At 23.6% G+C, this 16,739-nt stretch carries 15 protein-coding genes; 4 read left to right on the forward strand and 11 right to left on the reverse strand.

From position 1 onward, the window contains the following. Positions 1-64 precede the first annotated feature (64 nt). Both DD681_RS01495 and tpiA read left to right on the forward strand, forming a co-directional pair. Positions 65-352: an integration host factor subunit beta gene (locus DD681_RS01495; protein WP_158341253.1), complete on the forward strand. Its 288-nt coding sequence runs from the start codon at positions 65-67 to the stop codon at positions 350-352. Positions 353-452: 100 nt separating this feature from the next. Further along, the gene (gene tpiA / locus DD681_RS01500; protein ID WP_158341254.1) at positions 453-1,214 is read left to right on the forward strand and encodes a triose-phosphate isomerase; all 762 of its coding nucleotides are present in this window, start codon (positions 453-455) and stop codon (positions 1,212-1,214) included. A 9-nt stretch (positions 1,215-1,223) separates the two neighbouring features. Here the strand turns inward: tpiA and DD681_RS01505 are convergent, their stop codons facing one another. From DD681_RS01505 to phrB, 7 genes are all read right to left on the reverse strand, one after another. Continuing rightward, on the reverse strand, positions 1,224-2,009 hold the full coding sequence (locus DD681_RS01505; protein WP_158341255.1) for an MIP/aquaporin family protein: 786 nt from the start codon (positions 2,007-2,009) through the stop codon (positions 1,224-1,226). Between the two features lie 103 nt (positions 2,010-2,112). Continuing rightward, positions 2,113-3,075: a 6-phosphofructokinase gene (gene pfkA / locus DD681_RS01510; protein WP_158341256.1), complete on the reverse strand. Its 963-nt coding sequence runs from the start codon at positions 3,073-3,075 to the stop codon at positions 2,113-2,115. Positions 3,076-3,350: 275 nt separating this feature from the next. Further along, positions 3,351-4,046, reverse strand: a complete 696-nt coding sequence (gene gpmA, locus DD681_RS01515) for a 2,3-diphosphoglycerate-dependent phosphoglycerate mutase (RefSeq protein ID WP_158341257.1) — start codon at positions 4,044-4,046, stop codon at positions 3,351-3,353. A gap of 231 nt (positions 4,047-4,277) precedes the next feature. Further along, the gene (gene sucB, locus DD681_RS01520) at positions 4,278-5,498 is read right to left on the reverse strand and encodes a dihydrolipoyllysine-residue succinyltransferase (protein ID WP_158341258.1); all 1,221 of its coding nucleotides are present in this window, start codon (positions 5,496-5,498) and stop codon (positions 4,278-4,280) included. Between the two features lie 24 nt (positions 5,499-5,522). After that, positions 5,523-8,261, reverse strand: a complete 2,739-nt coding sequence (locus DD681_RS01525) for a 2-oxoglutarate dehydrogenase E1 component (RefSeq protein ID WP_158341259.1) — start codon at positions 8,259-8,261, stop codon at positions 5,523-5,525. Between the two features lie 51 nt (positions 8,262-8,312). Beyond that, on the reverse strand, positions 8,313-9,056 hold the full coding sequence (locus DD681_RS01530; RefSeq protein ID WP_158341260.1) for a Nif3-like dinuclear metal center hexameric protein: 744 nt from the start codon (positions 9,054-9,056) through the stop codon (positions 8,313-8,315). Positions 9,057-9,058: 2 nt separating this feature from the next. After that, positions 9,059-10,501 carry a deoxyribodipyrimidine photo-lyase gene (gene phrB, locus DD681_RS01535; RefSeq protein ID WP_158341261.1) on the reverse strand — a complete coding sequence of 481 codons (1,443 nt, stop codon included), beginning with the start codon at positions 10,499-10,501 and terminating at the stop codon, positions 9,059-9,061. A gap of 272 nt (positions 10,502-10,773) precedes the next feature. Here phrB and fldA point away from each other — a divergent pair, with 272 nt between their 5' ends. Together fldA and queF are read left to right on the forward strand one after the other, a co-directional pair. Next, on the forward strand, positions 10,774-11,292 hold the full coding sequence (gene fldA, locus DD681_RS01540; RefSeq protein WP_158341262.1) for a flavodoxin FldA: 519 nt from the start codon (positions 10,774-10,776) through the stop codon (positions 11,290-11,292). Positions 11,293-11,340: 48 nt separating this feature from the next. After that, positions 11,341-12,123: an NADPH-dependent 7-cyano-7-deazaguanine reductase QueF gene (gene queF, locus DD681_RS01545; protein ID WP_158341263.1), complete on the forward strand. Its 783-nt coding sequence runs from the start codon at positions 11,341-11,343 to the stop codon at positions 12,121-12,123. A gap of 93 nt (positions 12,124-12,216) precedes the next feature. On the opposite strand, the gene gap is transcribed toward queF, so the two are convergent. The 4 genes from gap to DD681_RS01565 all read right to left on the reverse strand — a co-directional run bounded on the left by gap (position 12,217) and on the right by DD681_RS01565 (position 16,404). Further along, the gene (gene gap, locus DD681_RS01550; protein ID WP_158341264.1) at positions 12,217-13,215 is read right to left on the reverse strand and encodes a type I glyceraldehyde-3-phosphate dehydrogenase; all 999 of its coding nucleotides are present in this window, start codon (positions 13,213-13,215) and stop codon (positions 12,217-12,219) included. Between the two features lie 84 nt (positions 13,216-13,299). Then, complete coding sequence (locus DD681_RS01555; protein WP_158341265.1) at positions 13,300-14,532, reverse strand: FtsX-like permease family protein; 1,233 nt, start codon at positions 14,530-14,532, stop codon at positions 13,300-13,302. After that, a complete protein-coding gene (gene lolD / locus DD681_RS01560) occupies positions 14,529-15,218 on the reverse strand; it encodes a lipoprotein-releasing ABC transporter ATP-binding protein LolD (protein ID WP_158341266.1) in 690 nt (229 codons plus the stop codon). The genes DD681_RS01555 and lolD overlap by 4 nt, the downstream gene beginning before the upstream one ends. Beyond that, complete coding sequence (locus DD681_RS01565; RefSeq protein WP_158341267.1) at positions 15,211-16,404, reverse strand: FtsX-like permease family protein; 1,194 nt, start codon at positions 16,402-16,404, stop codon at positions 15,211-15,213. The genes lolD and DD681_RS01565 overlap by 8 nt, the downstream gene beginning before the upstream one ends. Between the last annotated feature and the right edge of the window lie 335 nt (positions 16,405-16,739).

Genomic DNA, 16,739 nt, shown 5'->3' on the forward strand with positions numbered 1-16,739 from the left:
ATTTTATTAAATCTGTTAAATATAAAATGCGTTTATAATGTAAATTTATAATTATAGAGGATTTATGAAAAAATCAGAGTTATTCGAAAGAATTTCTGAAAAAAAAACTCATTTTTCAAAAAAAATAATAAAAGGCGCTATTAAAGAAATATTAAATCAAATGTCTATTTTATTATCACATGGTCATCGTATTGAAATTAGAGGATTTGGCTCTTTTTCCTTGCATTACCGATCTTCTCGAATAGGTAGAAATCCTAAAACTGGAAAAAAAATTACGTTAAATGCAAAATATGTGCCTTATTTTAAACCAGGGAAAAAATTGCGGAATCAAGCAAATATATTTAAGCAATAAATATTAAATTTTAAGTAGAAACTAAGTATTAATAACTTTTTTTATATAAAAACTTAGTTTCTATATATTAGAAAATTTTTAAGAAAATAAGAAAATCTATATGAAAAAAAAAGCAATCATAGCAAATTGGAAATTAAATAGTAATATAAAAAGTATTTCTCATTTTTTTACTAATTTCAAATTAAATGCACCTGTTAATTTAAATAAAAATATTATTGTAATTATTCCACCAGCAGTATATTTAGAGCGAGTATATAAATATATACATGATAAAAATATTTTTCTTGGAGCTCAAAATATGGATCTTAATGTTGAAGGATCATTTACAGGAGATATTTCTGTTGCAATGCTAAAAAATGTTGGTGTAAAATATGTTATTCTCGGTCATTCTGAAAGACGTTTATTGCATAATGAAAACGATTTAGTTATTTCGAAAAAAATTTGTTTAGCCAAAAAATTTAACTTAATACCTATTATATGCATAGGAGAGAACAAAGAAGAAAAAGCTCGTAATAAAACACAAGAAATAATTATAAAACAATTAAGTTATATATTTGAATATTTAGGAAAAAAAGTTTTTAGAAACACTATAATCGCATATGAACCCATATGGGCTATTGGTACCGGTATGTCTGCTGATCCAAATTACGTTCAATTAATACATGAATTTATTAAAAATTACATTCAAAAATATGATTCTCTGGCTTCTCATACTTTGATGGTTCAATATGGCGGTTCTGTTAATGCATTAAATGCAAAAAGTTTTTTAAACAAACCAGATATTGATGGTCTGTTAATTGGAAACGCATCTTTAGATGTTAAAGAATTTTTAAAAATTATTAATATGTGCAATACCAAATAAATTTAATTATTACTTGATAAATAAATTATATATCCACCCTCCTAAGTTAATTCCTATAATAGGAGCTATGGTGGGTACTAAAAAATATGGAAAATAACTATTTTCTTGTCCTAAAAAAGCTGATTTTCCCCATCCTACTAAACTTAAAAATATTCTTGGACCTAAATCTTGCGCTGGATTTAAAACGATATTATTTAAGGCTCCGAAAGACGCATTAATAATAGTTACTAAAATACCTATTAATATAGGATATAAAATATTATAAGATGTAAAAAAAAGATTTTTATTATTTAACTTCATTAATATAATAATAAAAATAACTGTAATAATTATTTCTGTTATAAAATCATGCATAAAATTATTATAATTTTTAGGATAAATGCAAAATATTGAAGCAATATCTAAACTTTTTTGGCTGCCCCTTATAATATTATTATTTTTTTCAAATGAAATTAATATATTGTTATATATATAATATATTAGCATTGTAAAAAAAAAAGAACCAGATATTTGTGACATAATATATGGTACTACTTTTTTTTTGCTAAATTGAGAGGACAACCAAAGAAAAATAGTAATAGCAGGATTAAAATGAGCGCCAGATGTTGAAAAACTAAAATAAATAGCTATGGATACTGATAATCCCCAGATAATACTAATTTCGTATTGACTAAAATGTATATTTGTTAGCTTTGATAAAGCAATACTCCCAATTCCAAAAAATATTATTAAACCTGTACCTAAAAACTCGTAAACACATTGTTTTAGTATATTTTTTTTATTATCAGGATTCATTATTTATACCTATCTCAATTTCATAAATTATTAGTATTTAATTTATATAATTAATGAAATTAAAAATTTAGAGCGCCGGGAAATACCGGCACTAATTTTAAAATTAGTATAGCTTTTTAGCCGTAATTAACCAATCCTTCTTAAAAATACGTTTCATATTTTTTAGTGCGTCTGTAATGTCGTTAAATACCATTTTTTCATTTTGTATTCCTACGCATTTTCCCTTGTATCCCTGAATTAGTAATTCTACTGAATATGCCCCCATTCGTGAAGCCAATATTCGATCATATACTACTGGAGCTCCTCCTCTTTGAATGTGCCCCAAAATAGTAGCTCTTGTTTCTCTATTAGTTTCTTTTTCAATATATTTGGCTAATTTTCCTACATCACAGATGTATTCTGTAATTGCAACTATTGCATGTTTCTTCCCTTTTTTAATACCTTTTTTTATTTCAAAAACTAGTTCCTCTTTTTTGTAATTGATTTCAGGTAACACAATAAACTCACAACCACCAGCAATTGCAGCAGCTAATGTTAAATCGCCGCAATATCGCCCCATGACTTCTACAATAGAAATACGTTGATGAGAAGAAGATGTATCTCGTAATCGATCAATAGCTTCAACGACTGTTTCTAATGCAGTAAAATAACCTATCGTATAATCAGTACCAGCAACATCATTATCAATTGTCCCAGGTATACTAATACATGGAATTCCCATTGTAGTTAATTTTTGCGCGCCAATATAGGATCCATCACCTCCAATGACTACTAAAGCATCGATATTTCTTTCTTGAAGGTTTTTAACTGCAGCCACACGTATTTCATTTTTATAAAAACCAGAAAATCTAGCAGATCCTAAAAATGTCCCTCCTTTATTTATCATATCTGAAACACTATATCTATCTAATTTTACCATACGGTTTTCATATAAACCTAAATATCCATCATAAATTCCAAATACTTCTAATTTTTCACTCAGAGCTGTTCTTACTACTCCTCTAATTGCGGCGTTCATTCCAGGAGCATCCCCACCACTAGTTAATACTCCAATTTTTTTAATCATAATAATCTCGTTATTTACTGTTATAAAAGTTTTTATTTTAAAATAAATATTATTAACAGATTTATCAAATAACTATCTCTACAGTGTATTATTTTTTATATAAAAATATCTTATATATAAATTTTTTATAAAAAATTTAAATATTAAAAAATATTTTTAATTTTTTTAGTTGAAAGTATAAATTTATTTTTTAAAAAATTTAATCTTTTTAAAGATAATTAAAATAGATATTTTTGATGTCTTTTGAGCTTCTATGAAAAGATATTTCAAAAAAATTATTTTAAATAATACCATTTATATGGTAAACATTTTTCATCAAATTCTATAATAATTGGAATTGCGGTTGGGATGTCTAATTCAATAATTTTTTTATTATCAATTTTATTTAAATATTGTATTAATGCGCGTAAAGAATTACCGTGCGCTACAATAATTATTTTTTTCATTTTTTTTAATTGAGGATAAATTATTTCGTTCCAGTAAGGTATTACTCTTTTTGCAGTTAATTCTAAGCTTTCGCCTAAGGGGATTTGGTTTTTTTTTAAACTTGAATAACGTTTATCATTTCCTGGAAATCTTTTATCTAACTCGTTAATCTGCGGTGGTATAGAATCAAAGCTTCTTCTCCATAACATTACTTTTTTAGATCCATACTTTATAACTGTTTCGTCTTTATTTAATCCTTCTAAAGCGCCATAATGTCTTTCATTTAAACGCCAAGATTTTTTTATTGGCAGCCAAACTTGATTTAGTTCTTCTAAAATATACTGCAAAGTATGTATTGCTCTTTTTAACATGGAAGTATGTGAATAGTCAAAAACAAAATTTTCTTTTTTTAGTATTTCTCCGGCTTTTTTAGCTTCTTTTTTTCCTTCTTGACTTAAATCTGCATCGTGCCATCCAGTAAATTTGTTTAATTTATTCCATTTACTTTGTCCATGTCTAATCAAAACTATTTTATTCTTTTTCATTATTTCCTCTGTAATTTATAAAAATATTCATATAAATAGATTATATAAAAAAATATTTTTTATTTTTTTTTCAGTATATCATTATTATTTTTTTAAAAGCATTTTTTATAAAACAGATATTTAATGTTTTTTAAAAAAATAACTTTAAAAAATTTTTAAATAAAAGTACAGTTATATTTTAAATATTGCATCTTTAAACTCAATAAAATACATTTTGTTCATTGCAAACTTTTAAACACTTATTAAAATACGATTAAAATCTTCTAATATGTTCTTAATCATTACTAAAAAACTAACTGATTCTTTTCCGTCTATCAAGCGATGATCATAAGATAGAGATAGATACATCATAGGCATAATTTTTACTTCTCCATCGATTGCCATTGGTCGATCTTTAATAGCATGCATAGCTAAAATAGCGGTTTGAGGTGGATTAATAATAGGTGTGGACATTAAAGAACCAAAAACACCTCCATTGGTAATGGTAAAATTTCCTCCAATTAATTCTTTTAATTGAATTTTATTTTCTGCACCTTTAATAGAAAATTCTTTTATTTTTTTTTCTATTTCCACCATACTCATATTATCAGCATTTCTCAAAACTGGAGTAATTAATCCTCTTGGTGTAGAAACAGCAATACTAATATCAAAATTTTTATAATAAATAATATCTTTTTGATCAATAGAAGCATTAATTTCAGGAAAATTTTTAAGCGCTTCTACCACTGCTTTTACAAAAAAAGACATAAAACCCAAACGAATTTTATATTTCTTTTCAAAAGATTTACTATATTTTTTTCGTAAAAACATTATTGATTGCATATTGACTTCATTAAAAGTAGTCAACATAGCTGTGTTATTTTTAGTTTCTAATAGTCTTTCAGAAATTTTTTGACGCAATTGAGTCATTTTTACTCTTTTTTGAATATTTTCATTATTTTGCTCTCGAAATTTATTTTTTTTATCATCTTTAATAATTTCTTTTTCATGAACTATAAAGTTTGATTTATCAAATTTAATTAAATTTTCATTAATATTTTTTAATCTTATTAATCGCCTCATAGAGGGAGTAAAATTATTTATATTTTTTTTAAAGTTAACATTTTTATTTTCTGAAAAAAAATCGCTTTTTTTATCACAAGGTAATGTAATGCCGTCTGCTTTCTTTTTAAAGGAAGACTTAATATCATTTGATATTTCTTTTTTAATATTTAATTTTACGAGATCGCCCAGTATTTCGTTGGATTTTACTGTCTCTCCTGAATTTTTAAAAATATTATTTAATATTCCATCGCATGGAGAGGAAATTTCCAGCATTACTTTATCTGTTTCAATGTCAACTATATTCTCATTATAATAAATTTTTTCTCCTATTTTTTTATGCCATACTGCAATTACCCCGTCATTAACGGATTCAGGTAAGTCTGGAACAAGAATATTGATTTTGTTCATTGTATAATCCTTTAATTTTTTTGTTTATAATTTTAATGCGTTATGTATTATTTCTTCTTGTTCTTTTTTGTGTTTTATAATATTTCCAACCGCAGGTGATGCAGCAGAAGGACGGCCAATATAAACTAATGACATATAAGATGGCAAAAAATCATGCAAGTAATTTTTTATATATGACCATGCACCTTGATTTTTTGGTTCCTCTTGACACCAAAATATTGTTTTTATATTACAATTAATTTTTAAAATTTCTCTTATTTCTTCTTTTGGAAAAGGATATAATTGCTCGATACGAATTAATTTAATATTATTAGAATTATTTTTAGAGCGATATTCTAAAAGATCATAATATATTTTTCCAGAACAAAAAATAATACGTTGTGTATTTTTTTGAATTTTTTTATTTTCATCTATTACTTTTTTAAAGTGTCCATTTATTATAGAATTTAAAGAAGAACTAGCCATGGAATTTCTTAAAAGAGATTTAGGGGTAACTATAATTAATGGTTTATTGATTTCGTTAAATATTTGTCTTCGTAACAAATGAAATATCTGTGAAGATGTAGTTGGAATACATACTTGCATATTATTTTGAGAACAAAGTTGAAGAAATCGTTCTATCCTACAAGAAGAATGTTCTGGACCTTGACCTTCATAACCATGTGGTAAAAGTATAATTAAATTAGATTTGTTATTCCACTTTTTTTCACCAGAACTAATAAATTGATCAATTACTACTTGCGCGCCATTAATAAAATCCCCAAATTGAGCCTCCCATATTGTCATAGTATTTGATGAAAATAAAGAATATCCATATTCAAATGCTAATGCTGCTTCTTCAGACAAAACAGAATCCCAAATTTCAAATTTTCCTTGTTTATTATGTATATTTTGTAAAGGAATATAAATTGATCCTGTTTTTTGATCATGAATAATAGCATGTCTATGAAAAAACGTTCCTCGGCTTACGTCTTCACCGGAAATACGACATGAAATTCCTTCACTTAATATTGTTGCATAAGCTAATGATTCTGCCGCACCCCAATCAAACAATTTTTCACCATGAGACATATTTAGTCTATCTTGATAAATTTTTTTAACACGATGATGCATTTGAATAGATGCAGGTATTGTATTAATTGATATTATTAAATTTTGAATATTAAAAAAATTTAGTTTTTTAATTTTTCTTTCTTTTTTTGTAAAAAAATCAGTATTTTGATCTTGAAATATAATATTTTTTTCTTTTGAAAACACATATGTTTCATTTTTTAATTTCATTAAATATTTTTCTTTTATTTCCTTAAATTTTTCTCTAGAAATTAAATTTTTAGAAATTAAAAAATCAGAATATATTTTGGTAATGGTAGGATGATTTTGAATTTTTTTGTACATAATAGGTTGTGTAACTGATGGATCGTCTACTTCATTATGACCACGACGCCTATAAGAAACTAAATCTATAAAAACGTCTTTTTTAAATTTTTTTTTAAATTCCAAAGCTAATTGCATAACAAATATAGCTGCTTCTACATCATCAGTATTAACATGAAATATAGGAGATTGAATCATTTTGGCAATATCAGTACAATATTTACTTGATCTGAGATATTTAGGGTTAGAAGTAGTAAATCCAACTTGATTATTAATGACTATATGAATAGTGCCTCCTATTTGATATCCACTTGTTTGAGACATATTTAGCGTTTCTTGAACAACGCCTTGTCCAATAATAGAAGCATCTCCATGAATGTTTAATGATAAAACTTTATTTTCTTTATTATTGACATTGTCAATTAATTTGCGTGATAATCCCGAAATTACTGGATTAATTATTTCTAGGTGTGACGGATTATATCCCAATGTAAAATATATTGTTTTTTCTTTATATTTTATTTTTGCAACCCCCCCCATATGATACTTTACATCTCCGCTATTTTTGTCAGATGAATTGTTACCATAAAATTCATTAAATAGTATTTTGAGATTTTTGTTTAGTACATTTACCAATACATTTAATCGTCCTCTATGTGCCATTCCTAAAATAATATCAGAAATTTGATTTTTTTTTGAATACCTTATTATTTCATGAAGCATAGTAATGAGTGTTTCTGAGCCTTCTAAAGAAAACCTTTTAGAACCAGAAAATTTTTTTCCTAAATATTGTTCTAAGATTTCTGCATAAGTAATTTCTTTTAAAAATTGAATTCTTTCTTTGGTGAGAAATTTATTTTCTTGAAATTTTTCTTCTATGTATTTTGTGATCCATTTTTTTTGTACTTCGTCATCAATGTACATATATTCAAAACCAATAGAACCACAATATTTTGCATTAAATGTATTATATATATCTGTAATTTTTTTTTGATAATCAAAAAAGTTTTGAATATTATTTAAAAATTTTTTATTTTTTTCATTTTCTTTGAGCTGGTAATGTGAAAGTTCTAAATCAGGATATTTTTTTATAGTATTTAATTTTAGAGGGTCGATTAAAGCTTTTTTATATCCCTTTTTTCTAAAAATATCAGTAATTTTATTAATTTTGTCATTTATATTTTTTTGATCATTAATGTCATTTAAACAGTTATTGCTCTCAAGCAAATTTTTTTTATTTTTAGATAAATATAAAAATTTTTCATGCCATGAGATATCAACAGATTTTGGATTTTTTAAAAAATTTTTATATATCTCTTGAATATAACTATAGTTATCTCCACGTAACCATGAAGAATTTAACCATTCTTTTAGGATATGTTTATTCATAATGTTTTTAAGCTTTATCAAATATTTAAAATGTAATTGTGTTATTTAGTATTATGCTGGGTTATAAATATCAAAAAAAATAACGTTTAAATTATATTTATTTTTTAACCATTCACCCAGTGATATAATTCCATCTTTTTCACTCGTATGATGACCAATAGAATAAAAATGTATATCAAATTCTTTGGCAATATGCATTGTTTCTTCTGAAATTTCACCAGTTAAAAAAGCATCAACCCCAAACATGCATGCTTGTTTAATAAAGCTTTGTCCCTTACCACTACACCAAGCTATTTTTTGAATATACGATGAAATATTATTACATAAATGTATAGGTTTTTTTTTAAATTTTTTTTCTATCAATTTTGATAATTCAAATCCAGTTATTTTTCTTTCAAATATGCCCCATGATACATATGGCAATATATTTCCTTTGATTAAAATATTAATTTTTTTAGCGATTTGTGCGTTATTTCCAAGTTTCGGATGTGCATCTAGGGGTAAATGCCAACTGTATAAATTAATATTATTGGAAAGTATAGTTTTCAAACGTTTTCTTTTTATGTTATGAATACGTTGTGATTCTTTTTCCCAAAAATAACCATGATGAACTATTATAGCATTTGCTTTTAATAAAACAGCTTTATCAAGCAATTCTTGACATGCAGTTACACCTGTAATAATTTTAGTAATTTTTTTTTCACCTTCTATTTGTAATCCATTGGGTGCAAAATCTTTATATTGATTACTCAATAGTTTTTCATTAATAATTTTTTCTAATAAAAAATTTTCCATTTTTAATCTTTTTTTGGTTGAATGTTTAATTTAGCCTGCATATATTTGAAAAATGTTTTTTTTCGAGTTGTTTCATAATTTACGATTGGTTTAGGATAATCTATTTTATAGTGGTTTAAATTTGCCCATTCATATGGATTATGGATATATTTATTTGGTATCATTGAAATTTCTGGAATATATTTTTTGATAAACAAACCTAGTTGATCAAATTTTTTTGATTGATGCAATGGATTTAAAATGCGTATATAAGGCACAGAATCAGTACCTATTGATGCAGACCATTGCCATCCTCCATTATTTAAAGCGAAATCACCATCAATTAACTGAGACATAAAATATTTTTCGCCCTCTCTCCAATTAATAAAGAGATTTTTTACTAAAAAATTAGCTACTATCATACGCAATCTATTATGCATCCAGCCAATTTTATTTAATTGCCGCATTCCAGCATCTACTATAGGAAATCCTGTTTTTCCATTTTTCCATGCTACGAAATGATTTTTATTATATTCCCAATTAATGTTTTTTTCCCATTTTGCTAATGCTTTAGATTGACAAAGAAATGGAAATCCAATTAATAAATGATAATAAAATTCTCGCCATATTATCTCATTTATCCATGAGGAATTTAATACAATTTTTAATGGAATATTTTTATATTTTTTTAAAAATATTTTTAAACAATATCTTATTGATATTACTCCTGAGGATAAATAAGGAGATAGCATACTAGTACTATTAAGATAAGGAAAATTTTTGTTGTGAGAATATTTTTCTTCTTTATTAATACAAAAATATTTTAATTTTTTAATAGCTTCATTCGTTCCGATAGGAAAAATATTACTATCAAAATAAATATTATTTTTTTTTAAAGGAAAATTTTTAAAAAAAATTTTTTTATTTAATTTTCTTGGTAAAGGTATAGGTAAACATTTAGGAATTTTTTTGGATAAATTATTTATTACTTTATTTTTAAAGAAAGAAAATATTTTATATGTTTGATTTTTTTGATTTTTAATGATTTTGTGTGAAATTAATAAATTATCGTCAAATCCATGTACTTTAATTCCCATCATAGACAATTTTCTTTTTATTAAATCATCCCGTCTTTTTTCATTTATTTCATATTGATAGTTATAAAATAAGCTATTAATCTTATTTTTTTGGAAAAAATATATTAAATATTCTATAGAACTTAAAAAATCAGTTGTTTTATAATAATGTAAGGCAATATTTAATTTAAATAACTCTTGTCTTAAATTTATTAAGTTTTGATGAACAAAAGAAATTTTTTTAATAGAAACTAAATGATTTTTCCATTGTTTCGGAGTGTCAATAAACAAAGCTACGACTTCATCTTCATAAGACAAGCAAGCATGATATAATGCCATATTATCACGTATACGAAGATCATTACGAAACCAAACTAAATTTTTTTTCATTATTTTTTTACATTTTTTACTTTAAATTTAATATTAATAATATTTGTATAATTGATATAATGCCAACAAAAAATTTTTTGATCCATTATTTTCTTAAGTTATCTTAGTAATGAAATTATTATATAAACAAAAATCAATTAAATCATAATTAATTTATTAAAAATAGGTTTATTTTGTAAATTCGATATTAAATGCAATTTGATTAAATATAAAATTTTTAATATTTATTTAAATAAAATTTTTAGATATATTTTTTAAAGAGGTTGATTTAAATGAAAAAAATAGGTATTTTTTATGGCAGCGATACTGGAAATACAGAAAAAATAGCAAAATTAATTCATACTTATATTGGAAAAAATAATTCTTGTTTGCAAGATATTAGCAATAGTACTAAAGAAGATATTGAAAATTTTAATTATTTAATATTAGGTATTCCTACTTGGTATTACGGTGAAGTACAATGTGATTGGGATGATTTTTTTCCTATTTTAAAAAAAATAAATTTTTTAAATAAAACCGTAGCACTATTCGGATGTGGGGATCAAGAAGATTACGGAGAATATTTTTGTGACGCATTAGGATATGTATATAAAATATTAAAAAAAAATAAAGCAAAAATTATTGGTGAATGGCCTACAAAAGAATACAATTTTGAATCGTCTAAGGCTTTGTTAAATGAAAATTATTTTGTAGGATTAGTTTTAGATGAAGATCGACAAGCCAATCTCACTAAAAAAAGAGTAAAAAAATGGCTAAAAAATATTTTAACTAAATTTAATACATTAAAATAACATGTTTTTAATAATATAGATTATTTTTTTAAAATTTTTGATAAAAATATGAATATAAAAAATTATTTCAATTTATTGAAACCTATTCCAAGAATAAAAAATCGTAAAAATATTAAATTAAATTACATTAATCTTCCATTTAAGGGAAAAGATATTTGGACTTTATATGAATTATCTTGGTTAAATATTTATGGAATACCTCAAGTTGCCGTTGGAAAAATGGAAATTGACGCTAATAGTACAAATATTATAGAATCTAAAAGTCTTAAGTTGTATCTTAATAGCTTCAATCAAGTCATTATTAATGATAATGATTTTTTGAATTTAATAATTTCTGATTTATCTAAATGTGTATGCGGAAAAGTTTCTTTAAAATTATTTAGCTTAGAAGAAATAAAAAATGAAGAGATAGTAAATTTTGATGGCTATTGTATAGATAATTTAAATATTAAAATAAATTCGTATTTTTATGATAAAAAATTATTATCGCCCCCTTTACAAGGGGATATAATTAATGAATCATTATATAGTAATTTATTTAAATCTAATTGTCCTATCACTCAACAACCCGATTGGGCTTCAATATATATTTCTTATACTGGACAAGCTATTAATCATAATGAATTATTATGTTATTTGATTTCTTTTCGTCTTTATAATGAATTTCATGAAGAATGTGTCGAAAGAATTTTTAATGATATTAATAATATTTGTACGCCAAAAAAATTAAGTGTTTATGCTCGATATACTCGAAGAGGTGGAATTGATATTAATCCATGGCGTAGTAATACAAATTTTACGCCATCTATTATTAGATTATCTAGACAATAAAAATTTTTAAATTTTCTTTAAATATAAAAGCAGTATTAAGTATGTTACCTAATACTGCTGTATAAAATATATTTTTTATGCTTTAAAAGTTATTTAATTTAAAGCTACTAATTTGACTAAATCAAGCACTTTTCTGGAATATCCTGTTTCATTATCATACCATGCAATTAATTTAGAAAAATTTTTATTTAAAGACAAACCAGCTTTAGCGTCAAATATAGAAGTTAATTGTATTCCATTAAAGTCTGTAGATACGACTTCGTCTTCAGTATATCCTATAATATTTTTCATCTTATTTTTAGAAGATTCTTTTATTATTTCGCATATATTTTCATATGTAGCTGATTTTTTATAGCGCACAGTTAAATCTACTACCGATACATTCGGGGTTGGTACCCTAAATGCTATGCCTGTTAATTTTCCATTTAAATGTGGTAAGACCCTTCCTACTGCAGCAGCTGCACCTGTAGAAGATGGAATAATATTTTGAAAAGCTCCACGGCCACCCCTCCAATCTTTATTAGAAGCTCCATCAACAATTTTTTGAGTAGCTGTGCTCGCATGTACAGTAGTCATTAATCCTTCAATAATATTTAATTCGTCATCTATAATTTTAGATAGCGGAGCTAAACAATTAGTAGTACAAGAAGCGTTAGATACAATTTTTTCCCCTTGATATTTATCAAAATTAGCGCCTTTAACAAACATCGGAATACTATCTTTAGAAGGTCCTGTGATAACAACTTTCTTTGCACCCGCTAAAATATGTTTATGTGCTTGTTCTTTTGTCAAAAAAAGACCAGTTGATTCAACAACGACATCAACAGACAACTTGTCCCACATTAAGTTTTCAGGATTTTTTATTGAAGTAATTCTAATATCTTTTCCGTTAACTATAAGGTTTTTATTACTTATTTTTATATCTCCTTTAAAAATTCCATGTGTAGAATCATATTTCAACATATAAGCTATATACTCAGAGTCAAGCAAATCATTTATTGCTACTATTTCAATGTCTTTATGTTCTTCGGCAAGTCGAAATAATACTCGTCCAATTCGACCAAATCCATTAATACCTACTTTAATAGTCATTATTTTTATCTCTTTAAAATTAAAAAAACTTTATTTATTAATAAAAATTTTATTTTTTAAAAAATTTAATATTTTATTGCTTTATTAATACTGTTTTAGTATTTTGCTAGGTTCTATTCTTGAAGCGTAATATGCTGGATAGTAATTCATGACAATACCTATAATTAAAGTGCTAATAAAAATAATAATTATATCTAATATATTTATTTCAAGTAGAAAAAAATTTTTAAAATAAATATTATTTAATAATAAATTATTTTTAAAGTGTTTTTCTAGAAAAGAAACAACTTTATTGAAGTTCATAATTAAAATAATACCAGCTAATAAACCTATAATATTTCCTATAATAATAGATCGTATTCCATAGAATAAAAAAATTCTTTGAATTAAAAATTTGTCCGCTCCAATACTTCTTAAAATTGCAATTTCTTTAGTTTTTTTAGCTATTGATATTAAAGAAATAGAAATAATACTAAAACATGAAATTATGATTAATAAAATTAATGTTATATAAATAATTGATTTAATTTTTTTAATATTATGGTAAATATTTTTATAACTTCCAATCCAAGTATACAAAAATAAAGGAACTTTTATTTTTTTAGCTGCATTAAAAATAATTTTTTCTGCTTTTAATGGATTAGACATATATATTTCAATTGCTTTAACTTCATTACTAAAGTGAAATGTTTTTTGAAAAAAAATCCACGGTATCAAAATCATGTCAGAATTTGATATTCCGTTGGATTGAAATATAGCTTTAATTTTAAAAGAAAATTTTTGCATACTATATTTTTGAATATCAGATATTTTTTCTAAAATAATTAAATCAACTAAATCGCCTTCATGTATTGATAAATTATTTGATATTTCCGAAGAAATAATAATTTCGTTTTTATTATAAAAATCAAAATTATATAATTTTTTAGTAAAGTAAAAATATTTTTTTAAGTATTTTGAATGTTTAAAACTTTTAATATGAATTAATTTAATTTGATTATTTTTTAATAAAATACCATTCATTAATAAATAAGGTTCAGAATAAATAATATCAGGCAAGGTATTTAATTTTTTTTCAATATATTTCCAATTTAATGGTGAATTATTTGCTGAAACAATGATTCCATGAGGTATAGAAGATAAAACATTTTTATTAATTAATTTCTGAAACCCATTTAAAGCGCTAAAGCTTATAATTAATGCAAATATGCTAATAGAAATACCTGCTTTTGATAAAAAAGAGATTAATAATGTCATTCTATTATTAGAATTCTGAATGCATAAACGTTTTGCAATGAAAAATGGTAAAAAATTCATTTAATTTTTTCATTAAATAATTGACTATTTTTTATTTGAAATAAAATAGAAGATTGTTTTATATAACAAGAATTATGAGTGACGATTACAAAAGAAGTTTTTAAAGTACTATTTAGCTCAAATATTATATCAAAAATAACATCAGTATTATATTGATCTAAATTACTAGTAGGTTCATCAGCGATAATTAGAGTAGGTTGATGAACTAAAGCTCTAGCTATGGCAACTCGTTGTCTTTCTCCGCCTGATAATTCAGATGGATACTTATTTATTTTTTTTTCTAGATTTACTTTTTTTAATATTTCAAATACTATTTCTTTAGATTCTTTAATGCTTTTATTATTAATAAGTAATGGCATTGCGACATTTTCAAAAACATTAAAATCTAAGAGCAAATGGTGAAATTGATAAATAAAACCTATTTTTGACCTCCTTAATCTTGCCATTTCATTAGATGATATAGAATTTAATGAAATTCCGTTAAATAATACTTCACCAAAATTTGGACAATCTAATCCACTTATAATATGCAATAGAGTGCTTTTACCAGATCCAGATTTTCCTGTAATAATTGCTATATCGCCTTGATTTATTTTAAAAGATATATTTTTTAATATATATACTATTTTCCCCTGACTATAAAAAAACTTAGTTAAATTAATTCCTTGTAAAATAATATTATTCATCAGATAAAACTTTATAAGTTGTACGTTTAATAATATAGCAAGTTGGATATATTATCGATATAATGCTAAAAAAAATAAAGACTATATTAATTAAAAAAATTTGATGCAATTGAATGTTTATTGGTATTTTAACATTGCTAAAAAATAAGTGAATTATAAAATCTAAAATTTTTTTTTGCATAATCAATATAACGCTCATTGTTGTTCCAATGATGCTTCCAATGATTGATGTACTTAATGCTAATATAATAAATATTAATGCAATTTTTTTGTTAGATAATCCTTGAGATTGGAAAATAGCAATAATATTTTTTTTGTCTATTACATTAATAGTAAAAATAATTATTACATTGCATATCACTATTAATAAAATTAAAATCAAAAAAAATAACATCATATAATTTTCAACTTTCATCATTTTAAAAAATTCACCTTTTTCTGTTTTCCAATCTAATAATATTAGATCATTTTTTAAATTTTTTATTTTACTTGAAGAAAATGGATCTTTTAGCCATATTCTCCAACCAGTAACTAAATTTTTAGAATAATGTAAAAAATTTAAAGCATGATTTTTATTGATTAATATTTGATAATAATCAATTTCGTTATTTGTTGAAAATATACCAGTTATTTTAAATGTTTTTGTTTTAAAGGATTTTTCAAACAGTTCTTTTTTATGCGTAGGTAAATATATTAAAGAAATTGTATCATTTATATTTACATGTAAGTTTTTAGCTAATTCTTTTCCTATAATTATATTTTTTTTTTCAAGAAAAAGTGTAGGTAGAACATTTTTAATGTTATAATTATTCAAGAATTCACAATTGTTACTATCAATACCAATCATATCTGCAATATTTATTATATTTTTATTTTTAATAATCACTTTACTATTAATAAAATCAGAAAATTTTTCAATATTTTCTGATTGTAATATATTTTTAGGAAAATTTAATTTATTAATTTTTTGATTTTTATTGGTAATGATTAAATGCGGAATAAAAGATAAAAAATTTTTTTTAAAAGAATATTGACAGCCATTTATTACAGATACTGTCATTATCATTGAAAATATTCCTAGACTAATACTAGAAATAGAAAAAATGGTAATAATTTTTTTAAAAATTGGTAAATGAGAGTTCCATAGGTAACGTAAACCAATAAATATATATATGGGTTTATACATGTATAATTTCTTTTAGTTAACATTTTATTAAATATTATTAAGATAATTATTACCTTCAAGGTTAATATAATTAACTTATAAAATAGTTTTAAGATATATATAAAATTTATATAAGTTATTATACTTCATCTTATATGCTAAAGATATTTTTAGATCAATATATTGATTTTATTTTATATGTAAAAATTTGAATAAGTAAGATATATAACAAAATAACTAAAAAATTTATTTCTAAATTTAGAATATTTTTAAATGCAAATATTTTACTTCATAATAAAATTATTTCTTCTAACATTATTATGTTATATAATTTATTTAATTAAAAAAATGAGTTT

This window comes from Buchnera aphidicola (Melanaphis sacchari), assembly GCF_003096055.1.
Taxonomy (GTDB): Bacteria; Pseudomonadota; Gammaproteobacteria; order Enterobacterales; family Enterobacteriaceae; genus Buchnera; species Buchnera aphidicola_P.

Coding starts and splice junctions, on each gene's coding strand:
- pfkA (WP_158341256.1), bottom strand. CDS start 3,075: ATGATTAAAAAAATTGGAGTATTAACTAGTGGTGGGGATGCTCCTGGA.
- gpmA (WP_158341257.1), bottom strand. CDS start 4,046: ATGAAAAAGAATAAAATAGTTTTGATTAGACATGGACAAAGTAAATGG.
- DD681_RS01525 (WP_158341259.1), bottom strand. CDS start 8,261: ATGAATAAACATATCCTAAAAGAATGGTTAAATTCTTCATGGTTACGT.
- tpiA (WP_158341254.1), top strand. CDS start 453: ATGAAAAAAAAAGCAATCATAGCAAATTGGAAATTAAATAGTAATATA.
- phrB (WP_158341261.1), bottom strand. CDS start 10,501: ATGAAAAAAAATTTAGTTTGGTTTCGTAATGATCTTCGTATACGTGAT.
- DD681_RS01505 (WP_158341255.1), bottom strand. CDS start 2,009: ATGAATCCTGATAATAAAAAAAATATACTAAAACAATGTGTTTACGAG.
- DD681_RS01555 (WP_158341265.1), bottom strand. CDS start 14,532: ATGAATTTTTTACCATTTTTCATTGCAAAACGTTTATGCATTCAGAAT.
- DD681_RS01530 (WP_158341260.1), bottom strand. CDS start 9,056: ATGGAAAATTTTTTATTAGAAAAAATTATTAATGAAAAACTATTGAGT.
- sucB (WP_158341258.1), bottom strand. CDS start 5,498: ATGAACAAAATCAATATTCTTGTTCCAGACTTACCTGAATCCGTTAAT.
- gap (WP_158341264.1), bottom strand. CDS start 13,215: ATGACTATTAAAGTAGGTATTAATGGATTTGGTCGAATTGGACGAGTA.
- lolD (WP_158341266.1), bottom strand. CDS start 15,218: ATGAATAATATTATTTTACAAGGAATTAATTTAACTAAGTTTTTTTAT.
- DD681_RS01495 (WP_158341253.1), top strand. CDS start 65: ATGAAAAAATCAGAGTTATTCGAAAGAATTTCTGAAAAAAAAACTCAT.
- DD681_RS01565 (WP_158341267.1), bottom strand. CDS start 16,404: ATGTATAAACCCATATATATATTTATTGGTTTACGTTACCTATGGAAC.
- queF (WP_158341263.1), top strand. CDS start 11,341: ATGAATATAAAAAATTATTTCAATTTATTGAAACCTATTCCAAGAATA.
- fldA (WP_158341262.1), top strand. CDS start 10,774: ATGAAAAAAATAGGTATTTTTTATGGCAGCGATACTGGAAATACAGAA.